Annotated in this window: 18 protein-coding genes; 13 read left to right on the forward strand and 5 right to left on the reverse strand. The window is 65.3% G+C overall.

All coding sequences use genetic code 11. The features are described 5' to 3' along the window. The first annotated feature begins 89 nt into the window (after window positions 1-89). The 6 genes from AAFG07_RS09025 to AAFG07_RS09050 all read left to right on the forward strand — a co-directional run bounded on the left by AAFG07_RS09025 (window position 90) and on the right by AAFG07_RS09050 (window position 6,314). Entirely contained in the window at window positions 90-1,304 is a 1,215-nt protein-coding gene (locus AAFG07_RS09025; protein WP_342726959.1) for an acyl-CoA dehydrogenase family protein, read from the forward strand. Window positions 1,305-1,331: 27 nt separating this feature from the next. Next, window positions 1,332-1,838 (forward strand): hypothetical protein, encoded by a 507-nt coding sequence (locus AAFG07_RS09030; protein ID WP_342726960.1) that lies wholly within the window; start codon window positions 1,332-1,334, stop codon window positions 1,836-1,838. Window positions 1,839-2,073: 235 nt separating this feature from the next. Continuing rightward, a complete protein-coding gene (locus AAFG07_RS09035) occupies window positions 2,074-3,195 on the forward strand; it encodes a branched-chain amino acid ABC transporter substrate-binding protein (RefSeq protein WP_342726961.1) in 1,122 nt (373 codons plus the stop codon). 237 nt (window positions 3,196-3,432) lie between these two features. After that, window positions 3,433-4,476, forward strand: coding sequence for a hypothetical protein (locus AAFG07_RS09040; RefSeq protein ID WP_342726962.1), 1,044 nt, complete (start codon window positions 3,433-3,435; stop codon window positions 4,474-4,476). 83 nt (window positions 4,477-4,559) lie between these two features. Then, window positions 4,560-5,324 (forward strand): alpha/beta hydrolase, encoded by a 765-nt coding sequence (locus AAFG07_RS09045; RefSeq protein WP_342726963.1) that lies wholly within the window; start codon window positions 4,560-4,562, stop codon window positions 5,322-5,324. Between the two features lie 150 nt (window positions 5,325-5,474). After that, window positions 5,475-6,314 carry a class I SAM-dependent methyltransferase gene (locus AAFG07_RS09050; RefSeq protein ID WP_342726964.1) on the forward strand — a complete coding sequence of 280 codons (840 nt, stop codon included), beginning with the start codon at window positions 5,475-5,477 and terminating at the stop codon, window positions 6,312-6,314. 9 nt (window positions 6,315-6,323) lie between these two features. Here AAFG07_RS09050 and AAFG07_RS09055 read toward each other — a convergent pair whose 3' ends face one another. Continuing rightward, window positions 6,324-6,902 (reverse strand): TetR/AcrR family transcriptional regulator, encoded by a 579-nt coding sequence (locus tag AAFG07_RS09055; RefSeq protein WP_342726965.1) that lies wholly within the window; start codon window positions 6,900-6,902, stop codon window positions 6,324-6,326. Between the two features lie 80 nt (window positions 6,903-6,982). Here AAFG07_RS09055 and AAFG07_RS09060 point away from each other — a divergent pair, with 80 nt between their 5' ends. The 4 genes from AAFG07_RS09060 (at window position 6,983) to AAFG07_RS09075 (ending at window position 11,808) form a co-directional block, all read left to right on the forward strand. Continuing rightward, window positions 6,983-7,300, forward strand: a complete 318-nt coding sequence (locus AAFG07_RS09060) for a monooxygenase (RefSeq protein WP_342726966.1) — start codon at window positions 6,983-6,985, stop codon at window positions 7,298-7,300. A gap of 148 nt (window positions 7,301-7,448) precedes the next feature. Further along, window positions 7,449-8,498 (forward strand): aldo/keto reductase, encoded by a 1,050-nt coding sequence (locus tag AAFG07_RS09065; RefSeq protein ID WP_342726967.1) that lies wholly within the window; start codon window positions 7,449-7,451, stop codon window positions 8,496-8,498. Continuing rightward, window positions 8,495-9,349, forward strand: a complete 855-nt coding sequence (locus AAFG07_RS09070; RefSeq protein WP_342726969.1) for an amidohydrolase family protein — start codon at window positions 8,495-8,497, stop codon at window positions 9,347-9,349. Before AAFG07_RS09065 ends, AAFG07_RS09070 begins: the two co-directional genes overlap by 4 nt. A gap of 119 nt (window positions 9,350-9,468) precedes the next feature. Continuing rightward, window positions 9,469-11,808, forward strand: coding sequence for a Tex family protein (locus tag AAFG07_RS09075; RefSeq protein WP_342726970.1), 2,340 nt, complete (start codon window positions 9,469-9,471; stop codon window positions 11,806-11,808). A gap of 49 nt (window positions 11,809-11,857) precedes the next feature. Here the strand turns inward: AAFG07_RS09075 and AAFG07_RS09080 are convergent, their stop codons facing one another. Continuing rightward, window positions 11,858-13,321, reverse strand: a complete 1,464-nt coding sequence (locus AAFG07_RS09080; protein ID WP_342726971.1) for a catalase — start codon at window positions 13,319-13,321, stop codon at window positions 11,858-11,860. Window positions 13,322-13,751: 430 nt separating this feature from the next. Between AAFG07_RS09080 and AAFG07_RS09085 the strand changes: the two genes are divergently transcribed. From AAFG07_RS09085 to AAFG07_RS09095, 3 genes are all read left to right on the forward strand, one after another. After that, window positions 13,752-14,276 carry a hypothetical protein gene (locus tag AAFG07_RS09085; RefSeq protein WP_342726972.1) on the forward strand — a complete coding sequence of 175 codons (525 nt, stop codon included), beginning with the start codon at window positions 13,752-13,754 and terminating at the stop codon, window positions 14,274-14,276. Window positions 14,277-14,422: 146 nt separating this feature from the next. Further along, window positions 14,423-15,115, forward strand: coding sequence for a response regulator transcription factor (locus AAFG07_RS09090; protein ID WP_021075850.1), 693 nt, complete (start codon window positions 14,423-14,425; stop codon window positions 15,113-15,115). Next, window positions 15,102-16,475 carry an ATP-binding protein gene (locus tag AAFG07_RS09095; RefSeq protein WP_342726973.1) on the forward strand — a complete coding sequence of 458 codons (1,374 nt, stop codon included), beginning with the start codon at window positions 15,102-15,104 and terminating at the stop codon, window positions 16,473-16,475. Before AAFG07_RS09090 ends, AAFG07_RS09095 begins: the two co-directional genes overlap by 14 nt. A gap of 425 nt (window positions 16,476-16,900) precedes the next feature. On the opposite strand, the gene AAFG07_RS09100 is transcribed toward AAFG07_RS09095, so the two are convergent. From AAFG07_RS09100 to AAFG07_RS09110, 3 genes are read right to left on the reverse strand one after another with little or no spacing between them, the layout of a single operon-like run. Continuing rightward, a complete protein-coding gene (locus AAFG07_RS09100) occupies window positions 16,901-17,527 on the reverse strand; it encodes an NAD(P)H-dependent oxidoreductase (protein WP_342726974.1) in 627 nt (208 codons plus the stop codon). 9 nt (window positions 17,528-17,536) lie between these two features. Then, on the reverse strand, window positions 17,537-19,108 hold the full coding sequence (locus AAFG07_RS09105) for an isochorismatase family protein (protein WP_342726975.1): 1,572 nt from the start codon (window positions 19,106-19,108) through the stop codon (window positions 17,537-17,539). A gap of 18 nt (window positions 19,109-19,126) precedes the next feature. After that, window positions 19,127-19,975 carry an MBL fold metallo-hydrolase gene (locus AAFG07_RS09110; RefSeq protein WP_342726976.1) on the reverse strand — a complete coding sequence of 283 codons (849 nt, stop codon included), beginning with the start codon at window positions 19,973-19,975 and terminating at the stop codon, window positions 19,127-19,129.

The raw sequence follows: 19,975 nt of genomic DNA on the forward strand, positions 1-19,975 counted from the left end.
GAGCTTCGCATCGCAGAGGCGCCTAAAAGGCGGCCCCCGTGATCGCCCTGCGCGAGCGATCCACCGATAGCGACATAGCGAGGCCACCAATGACTGACACCACTTCATCGTTCGTCGATGCTGCCGCGGCGCTCGCGCCACGGGTTCAGGCGTCGGTGCAGGAGAGCGAGCGGTCGCGGCGGCTACCTGTCCCGCTGGTTGAAGCGATGGCGAAGGCGGGGCTCTTCCGCCTATGGGTTCCGCGCGCCATCGGCGGCGAGGAGGCTGACCCGATGACTCTCGTTCGGGTGGTCGAGGAGATCTCGCGCGCCGACGGTGCCGCCGGCTGGTGCATGGCCATCGGGGGCGCCTATGGCGTGTTCGGCGGCTATCTCGCGAAGGACGCCGCGCGCGACATCTACGGCAGCGATCCGCTGGTTCGGACGGCGGGAGCCTTGCGGCCGTTCGGCATCGCCAGGATCGTCGATGGCGGCTATCGCGTCACAGGCCGCTGGCCGCTCGGAAGCGGCTGCCAGCACTCGGGCTGGATGATCGGCAATTGCCGGATCTTCGACGGCGATCAACCGCGCTTGCGCCCCGACGGCACCCCGGTGATGCGCTTCATGCTGTTTCCGACCGCGCAATGCGAGATTCTCGACACCTGGCACAGTATCGGGCTGCGCGGCACGGGCAGCCATGACTACGCGATCGCGGATGCCTTCGTGCCATCCACGCAGTCGCTCTCGTTTCGCGAACCGCCGGTGGAGCAGGGGCCGCTCTATGCGTTTCCGACCATCGCGCTGTTCGGGGCGGCACTTGCGGCCGTGCCGCTCGGCATCGCCCGCCACGCGATCGACATTCTGGTCGAGCTTGTCGGACGAAAGATCGCATCGCGCTCGCGCAAGCTGCTCCGTGAGGATGCGTTGATCCAGGCCGATCTCGGCCGCGCCGAGGCCTTGCTGGGTTCGGGACGGGCTTTCCTTTACGGCAAGCTGGAAGAGGCCTGGCAGGCCGTCAGTGCCGGCGAGGTGCTCAGCGTTGCCGAGCGCGCCACGCTGTGGCTGGCTTCGACCCATGCGGCGAACACGGCCAAGCAGGCGACCGAGCTGATGTTCGGTGCCGGCGGCTCGTCCGCGCTGGACGTGAGCTGCGGGCTCGAACGCTGCGTGCGGGACGTCCATGCTGCCGTCCAGCACCTCACTTTGGCACCGGCCAACTATCAGATGGCTGCTGAGGCGTATCTCGGCGCAGACATGCGGTCGACGCCCTTGCTGTTCTCCGATGACCGCGAGGAAGCGCGCCCCCTATCTGCCAACCCGAATTAGCGCCGGCGCGTTCCGCACATGATGAGCATGCCAAGGATGGTCCTGAAGCCTGCCCTGCGCCTGCTTTTCTGTATCGGCGGGTTGGCCGCCCCGGCATCGGCACAGTCCACCGATCCGCATCAACCGACGGTGCTCGGCGCCGGAGTCAATCGCGCCAACATCACCAATGATATCCGCGGTCATTACTACAGCTTCATGGCGGGGCCGGGCCATGTCGACGTCGAGCTCGCTTTCAAGGAGATGGGGGTGTTCGGCCGTCCGCTGCCGCAACATCTCAACTTCGACTTCTGGAATGCGGATGGCGTTCGGCTGTCCCACGTCGAAGTCCTGTCGCAGGGCGGCATCGCCCGCCGGCACACCGATGCCGATTTGCCGGCGCGACAACGAATCAATCTGGCGGTCTCGACGCAATGGGGTGCGATCAAGGTCGGCGGTTACTACGAGATCGAGTTGAAAGGCGCTGTTGAGGCGGCAGCACCACCGGTCGGAGCCGACGTCAAGCCGGCGGAGTCCGAGCCGCTGGTGCGGCCGTGATCGAACAAGCCATCAGCTGTGTGCTGACGCGCACACAGGGCGATTCCAGGCGCCAATGCACGGCAACGTGTTTCACATTGTTGCCTAATGTCGCATATGTCCAATCCCCCGTCGCCTCAGTCCGAGCCTGCTGCTCATCGCGCGCATACAAGGCAGCCCCCGGTGATCGTTGCGGCCGGCGATACCAGTCGATTGCGATGCATTGAGGCGACTTGAGACCATCGAGGAGAATATGATGAAGTTTGCACTTCGAGGATACTTTCTTGCGCTTGGCACGAGCCTGGCATTGTCCGGCGCGGCCATGGCCCAGGATATCAGTGTTGCCGTGGTTGGGCCGATGACCGGCTCGGAGGCGAGCTTCGGCCAGCAGTTCAAGAACGGTGCTGACCTCGCCATCGCCGACATCAATGCGGCGGGCGGCGTGCTCGGCAAGAAGCTGAAGCTGGAAGTCGGCGACGACGCCTGCGATCCGAAGCAGGCGGTGTCGGTTGCCGAGAAGATGGCGGGCGCGAAGATTCCGTTCGTGGTCGGGCACTTCTGCTCGTCGACCTCGATTCCCGCCTCGGACGCCTATGCCGAGGGTAATGTGCTGCAGATCACGCCGGGTTCGACCAACCCGCTCTTCACCGAGCGCGGATTGTGGAACACGTTCCGCGTCTGCGGCCGGGATGACCAGCAGGGCATGGTCGCGGCCGCCTACATCATCAAGAACTACAAGACCAAGAACGTTGCGATCATCCACGACAAGACGACCTACGGCAAAGGCCTCGCCGACGAGACGAAGAACGCCATCAATGCGGCGGGCGTGAAGGAAAAGCTCTATGAGGCCTACACCAAGGGCGACAAGGACTTTGCCGCGCTGGTGTCCCGCTTCAAGAAGGAATCGATCGATTTCGTCTATGTCGGTGGCTACTACGCCGAGGCGGCATTGATCCTGCGCCAGATGCGCGAGCAGGGCGTCAATGCGGTGCTGATGGGCGGCGATGCCTTGGTCGACAAGCAGTTCGCCGCGATCGCGGGTCCGCTTGCCGAGGGCTCGCTGTTCACTTTCTCGCCCGATCCGCGCAAGAAGGTGACCGCGGCCGCGACCTTGAAGAAGTTCAAGGACAAGGGCATCGATCCGGACGGCTACACGCTCTACAGCTATGCCGCGTTCCAGATCTGGAGCCAGGCCGTCGCCCGCGCCCAGACCACGGACGCCAAGAAGATCGCAGCGACCATCAAGAGTGGAAACTGGGACACCGTGCTCGGCAACATCAGCTACACGCCGAAGGGTGACATCACCCTGATCGACTACGTCGTGTACCGCCGCGACAAGGACGGCAACTACGCCGAGCTGCCCGCAGCCGGTCAATGAGATCGCTGGCCGCGACATCGGCCGCTCCTCCCTGATCGATGTCGCGGCCTGAGCGCCGGCTCACAGCGCCAACGGACCAACCCTCTGCCAGCCCCGAGGTGTTGGCGCTGTGACGCCTGGTCCGCGGTGGACGAGGCAGGATGCCGCATGAGTCATCGAGCTGATCCCGCAACAACGATCCCTTTGAATCCAATTTCGATCGATCACGGCAACCCAAGAGCCAACGAGAGGCAACACGTGTCTGACATAAGCCTGAGCAATGGCGGCGGCCGCGGCGGCTCAGCCGATTGGCACGCTGCGGGACAATCCCAAGGACCGTCTCAAGGACCGTCCCACTCCTACCCGCTGCTGGTGCGCAATCACGGTCTTGGCGCCGCGCTGAAGCTGTTGATCGAAACCTTGCCCTATGCGCTGGCGCGATGGGGCGTGTTGCTGGGCTTTGCCGCCGCGTGCGCGGTCTGGGCCATCGTGGCCGTCGGCGGCGCGGTCTGGCTCGGCACCCATGTTGCCAGCGTGTTCGGCTATTGCTGGCTGCTTGGCATCCTGTTGCTCGGCGGATGGATCTGGGGCGCCATCCTGCGCTACACGCTTCACATGATCGCCTGCGGCCATGTCGCCGTGCTGACCGAGCTGATCACGCATGGCCGCATCGGCAGCGGTAGCGAAGGGCAGTTCGCCTACGGCCGCCGGATTGTGATGGACCGGTTCGGCGAGGTCGCGGTCCTGTTCGGGCTCAACGCGCTGATCCGCGCCGTGCTCCGCGCGTTTCACAATGCGCTCGATACGCTTGGCGATTGGCTGCCGGCGCCCGGGATGAAGGCGATTGTCGGTCTGCTCAACACCATCCTGTCGGCCGCAACGCGCTATCTGGACAAGGTGGTGTTGTCCTACGATCTGGCGCGCGGCGGCGCCGATCCGAAGCGCAACATCCAGGACGGACTGGTCTACTATTGCCAGAACGCCAAGCCGATCCTGGCGACGTCGGTCTGGATGGTCATCGTCGAGCGGATCCTGAGCATCCTGCTGTGCCTGCTGCTGCTGATCCCCGCCGGCGTGGTGACGGTCTGGTTGCCGGAGGCTGTCAGAGAATATGGCGCCATGGTCACGGTCTTGATCGCGGCCCTGCTCGCGGTCACGGTGCGCGCGGCATTCATCCAGCCGCTATTTTTGATCTGCATGATGATCCGCTTTCACGCGCTGATCGAGAACCAGCCGATCAATTCGACCTGGGTCGGTTATCTCGACGGCCTCACAGACAAGTTCCGGCAGATCGGACGCTGAGATCGGCGGACGGCAGCTCATGCCGTACTGCAAGCCGGCCGGCCGCCACCTGTGCTGATGGTATTTCGCAACGGAGATGTTCGGTGACCGATGTTACGCTCGACAATGACGGCGTCAGGCTTGCGGCTTCGGTCGATGGCCCGCCGGACGGCGAACCGATCCTGTTTCTGCACGGCCTGTCGCTCAGCCGGGACACATGGCAGGAAACCGGCGGCCGGCTGAAGGATCGATATCGGGTCTGGACCCTGGATTTTCGGGGGCACGGACACTCGGATCGGGCCCCGAGCTACGCGCTCGCCGATTATGTTTCGGACGCGGAGACTGCACTGGCGGCAATCGGGCGTCCGGCGGTGATCGCCGGGCACTCGCTCGGCGGCTGCGTTGCCGGTGTGCTGGCACAGAGTGGTCATTCCAGCGTGCGCGCCGCCTTCCTCGAAGACCCGCCGTGGTATCTTGGGCAGCCGGGTGAGTGGGAGAAATCGGCATTCCCAAAACTGTTTGCGATCGTCAGCGCGCGTCAGGCGGCGTGGCAGCAGGCGCGCGCGCCACTCGGGACGTACCTTGCGTTCCTTGCAGACTCTCCGACGCCGCATGGGCGGGATCGGCAGCGATCATTACGGCTCCCGACATCTCTTGAGCCATGCGTCAGCGCTGCAGCGGCAGGACGGACGGTGCTGGGCGGACGGAAACGTTGCGACCTCGATTCTTGCGGCGATTCCGACCGGGCGGGAATTCCTCTGTCCGGTCAGGATCGTTCATGCCGATCCCGGATGCGGAGCGGCGTTGCTGGAGCACCACGATGCGCGCTTCGCGCACGACAATCCGCGTGCCGACATCGTTCGCTATGAGGGATGCGGCCATTCACCCCATCGCTCTATTGCGTTCGAGCAGCGCTTCGCGGCGGATCTGCAAGCTTTCTTGTCGAGCCTACATCCGGCGTGAGCACGGGCGAACGGCAATCCGGCACCTGATATTCACGAACCGAGGCGGGTAGATCCATGCAAGAGACGTCCGGCTACGATCCGAACTATGTGATGGGGCGTTCGACCGCGGAGACCGACAGGCTCAAGCGGCAGTCGCAGCTCTACGATGCGTCCACATGGCAACTCCTGAAGGAGGCCGGGCTCTCGCGGGGCATGAAGGTGCTCGACGTCGGAAGCGGCGCCGGCAACGTGTCCTTCATTGCCGCTGGCCTGGTCGGCGAAAGCGGGGCGGTCGTCGGGATCGACAGCAATCCCGCCATCGTTGAGGAAGCCGCGGGCACGGCGCGTTCGCTCGGCCTGAGCCAGGTCTCGTTCCGGGTTGGCGATATCAGCATGATCGAGCTGGACCGGGATTTCGATGCGGTCGTCGGCCGGCTCGTGCTGATCTATGTGAAGGACCCCGCGGCGCTAATTCGACGCTTGCTCGGGTACGTCAAGCCCGATGGCATCGTGGCGTTTCAGGATCTCGATTGGGGTGAGGGGCCGATCGCCAATCCGCCGTCGCCGCTGCTGTCGCAGGCGTGGGGCACTGTGAAGGAGATGTTCAAGCGGGCGGGTCTGAACAACCGCATGGGATTGTCGTTGCACGGCGCCTTCGTGGCGGCCGGGCTTCCCGCGCCGCGCATGAGCCTGTTTGCGCCGGCCGGAGGCGGGGCGGATTTCGACGGCTACGACTACATGGCGAGCGGCCTGCGCAGCAATTTGCCGCATATCGTCAAGCTCGGCGTCGCCACCGAAGCGGATCTGGCGCTGGACAGTTTTGCCGAGCGCCTGCGCAGCGAGGTGGTCGCCATGCAGGGCGTCTTTGCGCTGCCGACCTTCGTCGGCGCATGGTCGCGCAGGCGGCCGGGCTGAAGCGCGACCTCAGGCATTGCCGACGACCGCGTCGATGAACGTCGCGGCCAATTCCCTCAACTGCTTGCGGCTGTATCCGGCGCGCTCCATCACGGCCAGCCCGCGCGTGTAGGTCACGATGACGCGCGCCAGGCGGTTCGCATCGGCCGCGCTGCGCTTGCCCGGCCCCGTGCCGATGGCCTTGCCGATCAGCTGTTCAAGCCGCGCGAGCACGTCCTGCACGCGCTGACGCACATCTGCGCTTGAAATGGCTGCGTCGAGAGCGGTGCGCGTGGTCAGGCAGCCGCGTGGCGGCGAACCGTCGGTCATGTTGACGATGATCATGTCGAAGAAGTGCCTCAGCCCCGCGACAGCGTCGCCGTGCGACAGCGCGTTGCCGGCCGCCTCCAGGAACTGCCCGGTATACTGATCGAAGGCGCGCAGGAAGATCGCTTCTTTGTCGCCATAGGCGTTGTAGAGGCTGCCGCGCAGCACGCCGGTCGCCGACGCGAGGTCCTGCATGGTCGCGTCGTGCAGGCCCTTGCGCCAGAACACGTCGAGCGCGGTTGTGATCACCTCGTCCTCGTCGAACTGACGCACGCCTACCATGCGATTCGCTCCAGCAGATCATTATTGACACTATCGTCAAGATTGACAATCATGTCAAGAATGATGCCCAGGAGGTCCAGATGATCACCGCCGTCACGACGTTCAGATTGCCGAAGCCGGTCACCCGCGAGGAAGCGCGCAGCATCTTCCTGAGCACCGCACCGCTCTATCGCGACGTGCCGGGGCTGTTTCGCAAGACCTATGTGCTGTCCGAGGACGGCATGACAGCCGGCGGCATCTATTTCTGGAACTCGAGGGGTGAGGCCGAAGCGCTGTACACCGATGCGTGGCGCGCCCGCGCCCGCGAGAAATACGGCGCGGATCCGACGGTCACATACTTCGAGAGCCCCGTCGTGGTCGACAATGTGGCCAAGGAGATCAGCTCTGACGACGAATAGGCTCGCGTCGTCACATCAGATCCACAGTGGCACGGAACTTTCGACCGTCGCTTGACGGCGTGTCCGCTCGTGACGCCTCCGCTTGTGTTCGGCACGCGCGCGAGGCTACTCTCCCTGCAAGCAAGAAAACTACAAGGGAGCCGTCACGGTGAACCAATCTCCATCCTCAGATCCGGCGCCTGCGTCGGCGCTGCCACGCCGCAGGCTCGGCCGCACCGGGCTCGATGTCTCCATTCTCGGCTTCGGCACCGCGCCGCTTGGCGACCTCTTCGCGCGGCTCGACGACGCCACCGCGATCGCAGCACCGGAGCGGGCGTTCGCCCTGGGTGTGAACCTGCTCGATTCCTCACCGCTCTATGGGCATGGTCTCGCCGAACATCGTTGCGGCACGGCGCTGCGCCGCGTGGCGCGTGACGATATCGTTATCTGCACCAAGGTCGGGCGCTGGATGGACCCGTTCCATGGCCGCGGCGACGGCTCGAACTTCGTCGGCGGCGCGCCGCATCGCGCGGTGGTCGACTATTCCTATGACGGCACCATGCGCTCGGTCGAGCAGTCACTGCTGCGGCTCGGCACCGATCATATCGACTTGCTGCTGATCCACGACGTCGACGTCTGGACCCATGGTGCCGATGCGATCGAAGCCAGGTTCCGCGAGGCGATGGAGGGCGCCTATGTCGCGCTCGACAAATTGCGCGCCGAGCGCGTGGTCAAGGGCATCGGCATCGGCGTCAACGAGGCCGAGATGTGCATGCGTTTCGCCAGGGCCGGCACGTTCGACACCATGCTGCTCGCCGGCCGCTATTCGCTGCTGGAGCAGCCGGCGCTTGCCGAATTCCTGCCGCTCGCGCAAGCGCAGGGCATCGGCGTGATGCTCGGCGGCGTGTTCAATTCCGGCATCCTGGCGACCGGCGCGGTTGCCGGCGCCAAGTACAATTACAAGGACGCGCCGGCTGACGTGATGCAGAAGGTGGCGGCGATCGAGCGCGTCTGCCGCGCGCACGGCGTGGCGCTCGCGACCGCCGCGCTGCATTTCGCGCTGGGCCATCCGGCGGTTGCGAGCGTCGTGCTCGGCGCGCAGACGCCGCAGGAGGTCGAGCGCAACGCCGCCGCCTTGTCGTCGCCCGTCCCCGCCGCGCTGTGGCGCGACCTGAAAGCCGAGGGGCTGCTCGACCAGCACGCGCCGGTGCCGGCATGATGCGGATCGATGCTCATCACCATGTGTGGCGACTTTCGCGCGCCGATTACGGCTGGCTGACGCCCGAACGCGGGCCGATCTACCGCGACTTCGGCCTGGCCGATTTGATGCCGCATCTCGCCGCGGCCGCCATCGAAGGCACGATCCTGGTGCAGGCGGCGCCGACCGAGGCGGAGACGGCGTTCATGCTCGACGTCGCCAAAGGCTCGGAACTGGTGCGCGGTGTGGTCGGCTGGATCGACTTCGATGCTGACGACGCCGCGACGCGGGTCGACGCGATCGCCGGGCGCGAGCTGCTGGTTGGCCTACGGCCGATGGTGCAGGACATCGCCGATGACGACTGGCTGCTGCGAGCCGCATTGGCGGCGCCGCTCGAGGCCATGGCGCAGTACGGCCTGGTGTTTGACGCGCTGGTGCTGCCGCGCCATTTGCCACGGCTCGTTCAGGTGGTCGATCGCCATTCGGACCTGCAATTCGTGCTCGACCATTTCGGCAAGCCGCAGCTCGCAACCGGCGACATCGCGGCCTGGAAGGACGACATCGCAAGCCTTGCCGCGCGGTCCAACGTCGTCTGCAAGTTGTCGGGCCTTGCGACGGAGGCCGCGCCGAACTGGCAGGTCGTCGATTTGCGCGAGGCGGTGGATCATGCACTGGCATGCTTCGGGCCGCAGCGCATGCTGTGGGGCAGCGACTGGCCCGTCGTCAACCTCGCCGGCGGTTATGCACAATGGTTCGCCGCCGCTGAGACCTTGCTTGCTGATTTGTCAAGTGAGGCAAGAGCTGCGATTTTCGGCGGCAATGCGGCGCGGGTCTATTTGTCAAGCCGCGGACGGCGAACATCCCGGAAATAGCGCGCGCAAGACGCCAAATTTGATCCACAGCGCGCCTTGATGAATCATTCCGGGATGGTCCATAAGCGGCGTCCGCGCCATCGGTGATTTGGCGGTGCAACGGGGTGAGAGAGACAGGCGTGGCAAAGATCCATCATCAGATTGCGCAGGAGCTGGGAGTCCGCGACGAACAGGTCGAGGCGGCGGTGACGCTGCTCGACGGCGGCGCCACGGTGCCGTTCATCGCGCGATACCGCAAGGAGCTCACCGGCGCGCTCGATGACGCGCAGCTGCGCACGCTGGAAGAGCGGCTGACATACTTGCGCGAGCTCGAGGAGCGCCGCACCGCGGTGCTGAATTCGATCCGCGAGCAGGGCAAGCTCGATGCCGCGCTCGAAGCCCAGATCATGGCGGCCGACAGCAAGGGCCGTCTGGAAGACATCTATCTGCCGTACAAGCCGAAGCGCCGCACCAAGGCCGAGATCGCCAAGGAGGCCGGCCTCGAGCCGCTCGCCGATCAGCTGTTGACGCAGCCCGAGAGCGATCCGAACGAAGCCGCTTCGCCCTTCGTCAATGCCGAAAAACAGGTCGCCGACGTCGCCGCCGCGCTGGACGGCGCGCGCGCGATCCTGGTCGAACGCTTCGCCGAGGATGCCGACCTGATCGGCGCGCTGCGCGAGGAGATGTGGTCGAACGGCATCATGGCCTCGACCGTCCGTACCGGCAAGAAGACCGAAGGCGAGAAGTTCAACGACTATTTCGATTTCTCCGAGCCGCTGCCGAAGCTGCCGTCGCACCGCATCCTGGCGCTGTTCCGGGGCGAGAAGGAAGAGATCCTCGACCTCGCGATCAAGCCGGAGGCGCAGGAGCCGGTGGTCGGCGTGCCCGGTCTCTACGAACTCCGGATCATGAACCGCTTTGCGATCTCGAACCAGGGCCGCAAGGGCGACAAGTGGCTGACGGAGACGGTGCGCTGGGCCTGGCGCACCAAGATCCAGATCCATCTCAACATCGACCTGCGGATGCGGCTGTGGACCGCGGCCGAGACCGAGGCGGTGCGCGTGTTCGCCTCGAATCTGCGCGACCTGTTGCTGGCGGCGCCGGCCGGCCCGCGCGCCACCATGGGGCTCGACCCCGGCTATCGCACCGGCGTCAAGGTCGCGGTGATCGATGCCACCGGCAAGGTGGTGGCGCATACGGCAATCTTTCCGCACGAGCCCCAGCGGCGCTGGGACGAGGCGCTGGCCATTCTCGGCAAGCTCGCGATCGAGCATGGCGTCGAGCTGATCGCGATCGGCAACGGCACCGCCTCGCGCGAGACCGACAAGCTCGCCGCCGAGCTCGTGAAGCGGCTGCCCGAGCGCAAGATGACCAAGATCGTGGTCTCCGAAGCCGGCGCGTCGGTCTACTCGGCCTCCGCCTTCGCGTCGAGCGAACTGCCCGATCTCGACGTCACCATTCGCGGCGCAGTCTCGATCGCGCGGCGCCTGCAGGATCCGCTGGCCGAGCTGGTCAAGATCGAACCGAAGGCGATCGGCGTCGGCCAGTACCAGCACGATCTCGGCGAGGCCAAGCTGGCGCGCTCGCTCGATGCCGTAGTGGAAGATTGCGTGAACGCGGTCGGCGTCGATGCCAATACCGCCTCGGTGCCGCTGCTTTCGCGGGTGTCGGGCATCGGCGCGGGGCTGGCGCAGAGCATCGTGCAGCACCGCGACGCCAACGGCCCTTTCAGGTCGCGCAAGGCGCTCAAGGAGGTGCCGCGGCTCGGGCCGAAGGCGTTCGAGCAGTGCGCCGGCTTCCTGCGCATCAGCAACGGCGAGGACCCGCTCGATTCATCCGGCGTGCATCCGGAAGCCTATCCCGTGGTGCGCCGCATCCTCGAGGCGACCAAGAGCGACATCAAGGCGCTAATCGGCAACGCCGACGTGGTGCGCGGGCTCAGGCCGCAATCCTTCGTCGACGACACGTTCGGCCTGCCGACCGTCACCGACATTCTGCGCGAGCTGGAAAAGCCCGGCCGCGACCCGCGTCCGGCGTTCAAGGCGGCAGTGTTCAAGGACGGCGTCGAGGAGGTCAAGGATCTCAAGAAGGGCATGATCCTCGAAGGCACCGTGACCAACGTCGCCGCCTTCGGTGCTTTCGTCGATATCGGCGTGCACCAGGATGGCCTGGTGCACATCTCCGCCATGTCCCGCAACTTCATCAAGGACCCGCGCGAGGTGGTGAAGCCGGGCGACATCGTCAAGGTCAAGGTTCTGGATGTCGAGGTCGCACGCAAGCGCATCGCGCTGACGCTGCGACTTGACGACGAGATTGGGCCGAAGAAGGACAACGCCGGACCGTCGCGCGATTTCTCGCGCGGCTCGGCCAAGATGACGTCGTCAGCTCCGCGCCGCCCGCAGGAGCAGTCCGGCGGCGGCGCGCTCGCCGAGGCGCTGCGTCGTGCGGCCGAGAAGAGCGGACGCGGCAAGCCGACCTAGGTCTGCGGCAAAGAGGCGGCGAGCCGAGCTCGCCGCCCTTCATCTTTCCTTACAGCTTGCCGTCGGAAAACCGCGCGAGCGCATCCGCGACACCCTTGCCGTAGGCCGGGTCGGCCTTGCTGCAATTCGCGACGTGCCGGTCCTGGATGGGCTTCGACGCCTGGCCGACCTGGCGGGCGGTGTTGTCGAACAGCGCCTGCTTTTGTGCGGCACTCATCTTGCGGAACAGATCGCCCGGCTGCTGCCAGTGATCGTCGTCCACGCGATGATCCCAATGTGCGGCCGCGCCGGCGATCTCGAGCGGCGGCTCGTTGAGCTGCGGCTGGTCGGTCCATTCGCCACGGCTGTTCGGCCAATAGGTCAGCGTGGCGCCCAGATTGCCGTCGGTGCGCATTGCGCCGTCGCGGTGATAGCTGTGGAACGGGCATTTCGGCGCGTTGACCGGGATCTGGTGGTGGTTGACGCCGAGCCGGTAGCGTTGCGCATCGCCATAGGAGAACAGGCGGGCTTGCAGCATCTTGTCCGGCGAATAGCCGATGCCAGGCACGACATTCGCCGGCGCGAACGCCGCTTGTTCGACCTCGGCGAAGAAGTTCTCCGGGTTACGGTTGAGCTCGAAGTGACCGACCTCGATCAGGGGATAATCCGCCTTCGGCCACACCTTGGTCAGATCGAACGGGTTGAACGGGAAAGCGTTGGCCTGCGCGTCGGTCATCACCTGGATGAACAGCGTCCAGCGCGGGAAATCGCCGCGCTCGATGCTGTTGAACAGATCCCGCTGGTGGCTCTCGCGGTCCTTGCCGACCAATGCCTCGGCCTCGGCATCGGTCAGGTTCTGCACACCCTGCTGGGTGCGGAAGTGGAACTTGACCCAGCTGCGCTCGTTGCTCGCGTTGATGAAGCTGTAGGTGTGGCTGCCGAAGCCGTGCTGGTGACGGAAGCTCTTCGGGATGCCGCGCTCGCTCATCACGATGGTGACCTGGTGCAGCGCTTCCGGCAGCAGCGTCCAGAAGTCCCAGTTCATGTCGGGGTCGCGCATGCCCGTGCGCGGATGCCGCTTGATCGCGTGGTTGAGGTCGATGAAGCGCAGGGGATCGCGGAAGAAGAACACCGGCGTGTTGTTGCCCACCACGTCCCAATTGCCTTGATCGGTGTAGAATTTCAGCGCAAAGCCGCGGATGTCGCGCTCCGCGTCCGCCGCGCCGCGCTCGCCGGCAACGGTCGAGAACCGCGCGAACATCGGCGTCTGCTTGCCGATCTCCGAGAAGATGCTGGCCTTGGTGTAGCGGGTGATGTCGTGGGTGACGGTGAAGGTGCCGTGCGCGCCGGCGCCCTTGGCGTGCATTCGACGCTCCGGGATTACTTCGCGGTGAAAGTGCGCCAGCTTCTCGATCAGCCAGACATCCTGCAAAAGCGCCGGCCCGCGCGGCCCCGCCGTCATGATGTTCACATTATCGGCAACGGGTGCGCCGGAGGCGTGGGTCAGAAACGGTCTCTTGATCTCGTCGCTCATCGAAAACTCCTTGCTGGAAGTCAGCACTCGTCGTCCCGGCGCCCAGAGAAGCCGGGTGAAAGACGATTGCATCGCGGATGGTTACGGCCGGCGCGACGGGGGACCCGGTGATCGACAAATTGTGAACCGGATCTGCGATCCCGCCGCGACGACGTCGTTTCTTGATGACTGCAGGATTAAGAAACCCGGCGGATCGATTCAACGCGCGCTAACCGCTGATTCCAGCCAAATGTCCGTCGATCTCGGCCAACGCAGGCGCGGCCCGCGATCGAGCCATTTGCCGCGCGTGCCGGCCTCCTCGCCAATCCTAAATCCGGCGTCAGAATCTGGCGCATTTGTCAGTTGAAGTCGGCCTCGTGCTTGCGTCTTCTGGTCACGCTCTGCATGCGGCGACACGAGGTTCGCCGCGGTCCCAATCAGGGAGGATTTCATGACGAACAGGCTCTTCACGCTTCTCACGGCGGCGACGCTCGCCGTCAGTGTTGCGCTTGCACCCGTAGCCCTCGCTAGAGGTGGCGGCGGTGGCGGTGGTGGGCACGGCGGTGGCGGTGGCTTCGGCGGCGGCCATGGCGGCGGTTTTGGTGGCGCCATGGGCGGCGGTATGCACGGTGGCGGTTTTGGCGGCGGAATGCATGGCGGCGGTTTCGGCGGCGGCATGCGCGGTGGAGGCACGGCGTTCGCCGCCATGGGCGGCGGCGGACATTTTGTCGGTGGGCATTTTGGCGGCGCGCGCTTCGCAGGTTCACCGGCGTTCGGCCCGCGCTTCGCCGGCGCCGGATTCCACGGCTCGCACTTCTTCCATCATGGCGGCTTCTTCCACCACCATCACCGCTTCCATCGCTTCGCCTTCTTCGGCGGGCCCGGCATATATGCCGATTATTATGACGGCTGCTACCGCAGGGTATGGACGTCGTACGGGCTGCAATGGGTCAATGTGTGCGGGGACTATTGGTGATCGCCCAACGAACCGCACCGTTGTCGCGGCCGTCGCCAGGCGTTCCATCCAGCCCCGGAATGGGATAGTCTGGCGGCGACCGTTGCGGGGCGCTCGGAGAGTTTGAGAACTCGGGGAGTTCAGGACAACTCGGAGAGTTCAAGAACATGACCGGAGCTCACCGCCGCATTCTCGTCGTTGAGGACGATCCGGAAACCGCGGGTCAGCTCGTCGAGGAGCTCACCACGAGCGGCTATGACGTGGATCTGGCGGCGAACGGCCGCGAGGCGCTGAGCCAGGGGGCGGCGCGCGACTACGCCGTGATCACGATCGATCGCATGCTGCCCGACATCGACGGCATCACGGTGATGCGCCAGATGCGCGACGACGGCATCGCGGTGCCGTTCCTGATCATCAGCGCGCTCGGCGAGGTCGATGATCGCGTACGCGGCCTGCGCGCCGGCGGTGACGACTATCTGGTCAAGCCGTTTTCCTTTGTCGAGCTGCTGGCGCGGCTGGAGGCGCTTGGCCGCCGCAGCGAGACCGTTGCCAAGGAGACTATCCTTCGGGTCGGCGATCTCGCGGTCGATCTGATCGCGCGGACGGCAAGCCGCCGCGGCCGCAAGATTCCGCTGCTGCCGAAGGAATTTCAGCTGCTCGAGTATCTCGCGCGCAACGAAGGCCGTGTGGTGTCGCGCGCCATGCTGCTGCAGCATGTGTGGGACCTGCACTTTGATCCTTCCACCAACATCATCGACGTCTATGTCGGACGGGTGCGCCGCAAGGTCGACGACCAGCAAGCCTATCCGCTGATCCACACGATCCGCGGCATCGGGTACTGCCTCCGTGCTCCTGGCTAAGACCCTCAGATCGTCGACGTTCCGCCTGGCGTTGATCGCCATCGGTACGTTCGGCCTCATCGTGTCCGTGATCTTCGCCTATGTCTACTGGTCGACGCTGTCCTATGTGCGCGACAGGTCCGACCGCGCCATCATGACCGAGCTGGCAAACCTGGACGATGCCTATGCGCGGTCCGGCCGCGATGGCCTGATCGCGTTGATCGCGCAACGCATCGCAAACAAGGGGCTTGCCGATCAGGTTTATCTGCTGGTCGGCCCTCGTTCCGTCGTGCTCGCGGGAAATCTCAAGCAATGGCCACCAGACACTGTTGGAGATGGATGGACGGAATTTCGAACCTCGCTACCAGCGCTGCCTTCGGGAACCGCGCTCGTGCGCGCCGTGACGGAGACCTTGCCAGGCGGTGATCGGTTGCTGGTCGGCCGCGACATCAGCGATCTCGACGGCTTCATGGCGCAGATCAGGGCCGCGGGCATCGCGGTCGTCGTGCTGATCATCGGCCTTGCAGCTGCTGCCAGCATCGGGGTCACGCGGCGAACCGTCGGCCGGATCGAGTCGATCAACGCGACCAGTCGCGCCATCATGCTCTCCGGCCTCGACCAGCGCATCCCGCTCCATGGCAGTCATGACGAATGGGATCGCGTCGCCGAGAACCTCAATCTGATGCTGGATCGCATCCAGACCCTGATGGGCGACGTGAAGCAGGTCAGCGAGAATATCGCCCACGACCTGCGCACGCCGCTGACCCGCATGCGCGGCCGGCTCGAGAAGGCCTATCACGCCCCGCGCAACGGGGAGGGCGATGCGGCGCTGATCGGCGACACCATCGCCGATCTCGACGCGGTGCTCGGGATGTTCGCATCGATCACGCGGATTTCCGAGATCGAGACGCGGGCCCGCAAGGGTGCGTTCCGCACCGTCAATCTCGTCGAGATCGCAGGCGAGGTGGTCGAGCTCTACGATGCCGCCGCTGAAGAGGTCACCACCCATCTCGACCTTGCCGGCGATCCGGCGGTGCTGGTGACCGGTGATCGCGACCTCTTGTTCGACGCCATCGCCAATCTCGTCGACAACGCCATCAAGCATGGCCGTCCGGGCGGACGGGTGACCGTGACCTGCGACAATGACGAGGGTGAAGCGGTGATTTCGATCGCCGACGACGGCCCCGGCATCCCAGCCGAACAGCACGATCGCGTCTTCAAGCGCTTCTATCGGCTCGAGCAAAGCCGCTATACGCCAGGCAACGGCCTCGGCCTCAGCCTGGTCGCGGCGGTCGCAAGCCTGCACGGCGCGCGCATCGAATTGCGCGACAACGCGCCGGGATTGTTGTGCAGGCTCGTGTTTCCGCCGACGGAAACGTAGGGAGAGTGCGGAGTAGCCCATATTCATCGTATGTGAGGTGAGCACGTCCCCAGGCTTCCTCTCCCCTTGCGGGAGAGGGTGGGGAGAGGGGTGGCCCCGGGCGAGATGGTCGATGAGTGCAACGCCCTCGCAACCTGTTCACTTGTCGTCGAGATTGATGCGGAGAGTGCCGTGTGGCACTCCTCTCCCTACCCCTCCCCCGCAAGGGGGGGAACCCACCCGCCGGTGCGCCCCTCGCGCGCCAATCGCTGAGTTGCCTGACGTCTCCAACCGACGTCATCCCGGGCAAGCGAAGCGCGACCCGGGACCCATAACCACCAATACGAATTGCTCTTGCTGAGCTAGGGCCACAGCTCGCTTCAACAACACGACCCTGTGGTTATGGGTCCCTGCTTTCGCAGGGACGACGATGTGGTGAGAGCAGGTCAAAACCGCCTCGCCATCTCCACGAGCCGGCGGTGCGCGGCCTCGCGGGCGGCGCGGATCGGATCAGTGGGGCCGGTGGTCGGGCCGATCGGCACGAAGCGGACGTCGCTGACGCCGATGAAGCGCAGCGCTTCGCGCAGATAGGGCGTTGCCATGTCGATGCGGCCGCGGTTCATGCCGGTGACGAAGTCGCTGCCGCTGGCGATGATCACGACCGTGGGGCGGTCCTTGAGCAGCGGCAGGTAACCTAACGCCGGATCGAAGCGGAAGGTCAGTCCGGGCTGGATGATGACGTCGAGCCACTGCTTGAGCTTGTAGGGGATGGAAAAATTCCACATCGGCGTCGAGATCAGCACGCGGTCGGCCAGCGACAGCCGCAGCGCCAGGCGCTCGGCCATCGCAAAGGCATCTTGCTGCGAATTGGTGAAGCTCTTGCCGCCGATCCGGGCGTACTTGGCCTCAAGCAGATAACCCTCGAACTCGGGCAGCGGATCGCGCCAGAGATTCATCGCGTCGATCTCCCAGTCCGGCCGCATTTCGCGGAAGCGATCGAGAAAGGCGCGCGCGCCGGCTGCCGATTCCGAATCGGCGCGGGGAGAGCAGGCGACGTGAAGCAGCTTCGGCACCGCGCCTCCTCAGCCGAGCGCCTTGATGACGGTGTCGGCGTTGGTCACAACGGAGACGTTCTGCAGGGCAAAATTGATCGCGGCGTTGTGCCAGTCGGCATTCATGGTCGAGCAGCAATCTTCCGGCACGATCATGAAATAACCCTTGTCGGCGCCGGTGCGCGCGGTGTGCTCGACCGACATATTGGTCCAGGCCCCGGTGTTGATGATCATGTCGCGGCCGGTGGCCTTCAGGATGGTTTCGAGCCGCGTGCCCTCCCAGGCGCTCATCCGCATCTTCTCGACCACGAAATCGCCCGGGCGCGGCTCGAGCCCCGCGACCGGCGCCGCGCCCCAGCTGCCCCGTACCATCGCCTTGCTGTCGACCAGCCCCTCGAACAGCGGCGCATTCAGTGTCACGCCGGGCGCGCCCGGCTCGACCACGAACCAGACGTGGATGATGGCGACGCCACGCGCGCGCGCGGATTCCGCGACACGGCGCACATTCTCGACGACGTGCTGCTGGCGGGCATGGGCCGGCGCGCCGGAAGAGGCGAATGCGCCGCCGTCCATGATGACATCGTTCTGCATGTCCTGGATGATCATCGCGCAGCGCTGCGGATCGATCTGCATCTCGCCGGCGGTCAGGTTCGGTGCCGACACGGACGATGCCGCACTCGCCGCGCCAGGTTTGCCGCTCATATAGGGCTCATGGCGCGGTCCGACCTTGGTCGGGATCGCGTAGACCGAATGGGTCGCGGTCAGATAGAGCGTGCGGAAATCGGCGCCGCCCCAGGCGAGGTTGGCGACGAGCTCGGGCAGGCGGACCTTGCCGAGCAGGTCACCGGCGGGCGAATAGACCCAGACGCCGCCCGGCGCGGTGACCCAGACATTGCCGCGCTGGTCGCACTTCATGCCGTCGGGCACCCCTCGCTCGAGCTCGGAGCGGATGCCGGAGGCGAACACGCGCGGATTGGCGAGCGAGCCGTCGGCGCTGACATCGAAGGCGCGGATCAGCGCCTGCACGGTGTCGTTGACGTAGAGGATGCGCTCGTCGGGCGAGAAGCATAGTCCGTTCGGCTGCTCGAACAGATAGCGGTCGACCAGCAGTTTCGGCGCGCCGCCGCCGGGCGGCACGCGATAAACGCCCTGGAAGCCGAGCTGGCGCGGCCGCTCGACGCCATAGACCGGCATGCGGCCGTACCAGGGATCGGAGAAATAGATCGCACCGGAGGAATGGACGCAGACGTCGTTCGGACTGTTGAGCTCCTGGTTCTCGTAATGCGAGGCCAGCACCTCGCGCCGCCCGTCGGGCCGCTCGCGGATCAGCGAGGAAGTCGCGTGCTCGCAGACGATCAGATTGAGGTCGGCATCATAGGTCATGCCGTTGCATTTGTTCGACGGGCGCTTGACCTCGACCACGCCGCGCCGCGCATCCCAGCGCCGGCGCACGTCGCCCGGCATGTCGGAGAACAGCAGGAAGTGATCGACCGGGTGCCAGATCGGTCCTTCCGTGAAATCGAAGCCCGTGCCGATCTGGCCGACCGGCGCGTAAGGGTCGATCAGGTCTTCGAACTCCGCGCGCAGCGTGACATGCGTCATCGTGTTCGTCCTCCGCGTCTACGCCGGGAACCAGCTGCGTTGCGGCAGACTCTGCACGACCGGCCCGGGCACCTGGTCGTGCAGCCGGCCGACCACCATGCCACCCTCGATCTTCGCCGGGCGATCGTGCACCGGCAGCAGATAGCGCGAGCTGGAGAGCAGCTTCTTGATCGCGGCCTTCTCGGCGCGCTTGCTGGTGCCGTGGTTGCCGGTGGTGCGCGGCTCGGCGTCCTGGATTTCGTTGAAGGGCGTGACGATCTGGTCGTTGAAATCATAGATCACGTCGCCGCAGATCGTCGCGATGCCGTCGGCGGTGTGGACGTGGATGTTCATCGAGCCTTCGGTATGGGCGTTGGCGGCGTCGCAATAGACGCCCGGCATCAGCTCGACCGGACCGGTGATCTCGAGGTCGAGGAAGCGCAGTGCGCTCTTGGTGTGCAGGCGGTCGATCAGGTGCTTGATGTCGGGCGCTGGATACTGCGGATGCATCAGGCCGGAGACCGAGTATTCCAGCTCCTTGCGGTTCAGGACCACGGTCGTGTTCATCGGAAACAGATCGTCCTTGCCGGCATGGTCGATGTGCAGATGGGTGTGGCAGACGAAACGGACGTCGCCCATGCGCACGCCGTGCCGGGCGAGCTGGTTCTCGATCATGTTCTCGTGGAACTGGAGGCCGCGCATGCCGAGCGTCTCCATGATCTGGTTGGAGCGGTAGCCGGTATCGACCAGCACGGGGTAGGGGCCACCGAGGATCAGGAAGCCGAGCGTCAGCACGCGGCGGGTGCGTCCGCAATTGTGCCCGAGCACGAGGAAGCTCGATTCCAGCTCGATATCGCCATAGTCCAGAATCTTGATCTCCAACGGCAT

It is taken from the genome of Bradyrhizobium sp. B097 (genome assembly GCF_038957035.1).
In the GTDB taxonomy this organism is placed as follows: Bacteria; Pseudomonadota; Alphaproteobacteria; order Rhizobiales; family Xanthobacteraceae; genus Bradyrhizobium.

What these genes read in the sequence shown, in the direction of transcription:
- AAFG07_RS09025 (WP_342726959.1), top strand. Translation starts at nt 90, where the DNA reads ATGACTGACACCACTTCATCGTTCGTCGATGCTGCCGCGGCGCTCGCG.
- AAFG07_RS09080 (WP_342726971.1), bottom strand. Translation starts at nt 13,321, where the DNA reads ATGAGCGACGAGATCAAGAGACCGTTTCTGACCCACGCCTCCGGCGCA.
- AAFG07_RS09030 (WP_342726960.1), top strand. Translation starts at nt 1,332, where the DNA reads ATGCCAAGGATGGTCCTGAAGCCTGCCCTGCGCCTGCTTTTCTGTATC.
- AAFG07_RS09060 (WP_342726966.1), top strand. Translation starts at nt 6,983, where the DNA reads ATGATCACCGCCGTCACGACGTTCAGATTGCCGAAGCCGGTCACCCGC.
- AAFG07_RS09105 (WP_342726975.1), bottom strand. Translation starts at nt 19,108, where the DNA reads ATGACGCATGTCACGCTGCGCGCGGAGTTCGAAGACCTGATCGACCCT.
- AAFG07_RS09035 (WP_342726961.1), top strand. Translation starts at nt 2,074, where the DNA reads ATGAAGTTTGCACTTCGAGGATACTTTCTTGCGCTTGGCACGAGCCTG.
- AAFG07_RS09110 (WP_342726976.1), bottom strand. Translation starts at nt 19,975, where the DNA reads ATGCCGTTGGAGATCAAGATTCTGGACTATGGCGATATCGAGCTGGAA.
- AAFG07_RS09070 (WP_342726969.1), top strand. Translation starts at nt 8,495, where the DNA reads ATGATGCGGATCGATGCTCATCACCATGTGTGGCGACTTTCGCGCGCC.
- AAFG07_RS09090 (WP_021075850.1), top strand. Translation starts at nt 14,423, where the DNA reads ATGACCGGAGCTCACCGCCGCATTCTCGTCGTTGAGGACGATCCGGAA.
- AAFG07_RS09055 (WP_342726965.1), bottom strand. Translation starts at nt 6,902, where the DNA reads ATGGTAGGCGTGCGTCAGTTCGACGAGGACGAGGTGATCACAACCGCG.
- AAFG07_RS09050 (WP_342726964.1), top strand. Translation starts at nt 5,475, where the DNA reads ATGCAAGAGACGTCCGGCTACGATCCGAACTATGTGATGGGGCGTTCG.
- AAFG07_RS09085 (WP_342726972.1), top strand. Translation starts at nt 13,752, where the DNA reads ATGACGAACAGGCTCTTCACGCTTCTCACGGCGGCGACGCTCGCCGTC.